The 1,397-nt window shown below is 68.2% G+C and carries 1 protein-coding gene and 1 pseudogene; one reads left to right on the top strand and one right to left on the bottom strand.

The window, feature by feature from the left end; genetic code table 11:
* Window positions 1-1,027: glycosyltransferase (locus EQG76_RS02465; RefSeq protein ID WP_159710301.1), on the bottom strand; the 1,027-nt coding region annotated here is incomplete at its 3' end.
* A 138-nt stretch (window positions 1,028-1,165) separates the two neighbouring features.
* Here EQG76_RS02465 and EQG76_RS02460 point away from each other — a divergent pair.
* A pseudogene (locus EQG76_RS02460) lies at window positions 1,166-1,397 on the top strand (hypothetical protein); the annotation flags it as partial.

Here is a 1,397-nt window from a genome sequence, read left to right as displayed (position 1 = left end):
GCCGCACCGCCTGGCAGATCGCCCCCTCGCTCTGCTCGGTGAAGAACAGGCCGGTGGCGTCAGGGTGCGGTGCTGGCCGGACCGAATCCAGTGCCCCGCCCCGGCCATAGGCGATCACCGGCGTCCCGGCCGCCTGCGCCTCGACCAGCGTGATGCCGAAATCCTCCTCCGCAGCGAACACGAGCGCCCGCGCCTCCGCCAGCAGGCGCGCGACCTCGGCGCGCGGCAAGGTCCCCAGCAGTTCCACATTAGGTGCCGGTCGCACCCGGGCCCGGCCGGCACCCTCGCCGATCACCTTCAGCTTCAGGTCGGGCATCGCGGCGAAGGCGGCGCAGATGAGCTCGGTGCGCTTGTAAGGGGCAAAGCGCGAGATTGCGATGAAGTGATCACTCTTGCGCGGTACCGGCGCGAAGTCCTGGAGCCGGACCGGCGGATGGATCACCGTGGCGTCGCGGCGGTAGATCCGGCGGATCCGCTGCCGGATGAACTCGGAATTGGCGATCAGCCGGTCCGGCCCGGCGCCGGTGCGAAAATCCCAGTTGCGCAGCCGGTGCAGCTGCCAGCGGAGCAGCCAGGAGCGCAGGCCCCGGTCCAGGGCGGCCTCGGCCAGGTACTGGTGCTGGTACTCCCATGCATAGCGCATCGGCGCGTGGACATAGGCCAGGTGCAGCTGGTGGGGGCCGGTGAGCACGCCCTTGGCGAAGGCATGGCTGGAGGACAGCACGAGATCGAAGCGGCCGAGGTCGAACTGCTCGATCGCGAGCGGCATGAGCGGCAGGTAGTGGCGGAAGTGACGGCGCGCGAACGGCAGGTTCTGGATGAAGGAGGTGTGGACCGTCACTTCCTCCAGGAGGCCGCGCGCACCGTTGGGCATCACGTCCACCAGGGTGAACAGCTCCGCCTGGGGAAAGCAGGCTAGGATCTGCTCGACCACCCGCTCCGAGCCATAGAGGCTCTGCAGCCAGTCGTGGACGATCGCGACCTTCAGCCCAGCCAGGTCGGGGGCGGGCAAGGTTGGCCTGGACAAGCCTTTGGCACTCCGGGGAGGTTGTTCTTGTGCCGAACCGCCAGAGGGTTTCACACTCACGGAGCCGGATGCGGGTCCGGCTGAACTGCCTTAAGATGGCGGCGCAGACAACCATGACATGACAAGGAAGCCCTCCGCATGAAGACCATCCTGGTGAACTTGGAGGTGAGCGCCGCGCTCGACGCGACGCTGGCCTGCAGCATCGGTGTGGCGAAGGAGTTCGGTTCCTATCTGGAGGGCCTGCATGTCCGCCCGGTACAGCCAGACGTGATCGCGGCCGGCGCCGACGGCTTCATCGCCGCGGCACCGGACCTGGTCGCAGGCTTCGAGCAGGATGCGCGCGAGCGGGCCGAGAAGCTGCGCGACGCAT

This window comes from Geminicoccus flavidas (assembly GCF_009806515.1).
GTDB lineage: Bacteria > Pseudomonadota > Alphaproteobacteria > Geminicoccales > Geminicoccaceae > Geminicoccus > Geminicoccus flavidus.
Note: the sequence above shows the minus strand (reverse complement) of the source record. Positions and strands in the feature narration are given on the sequence as shown.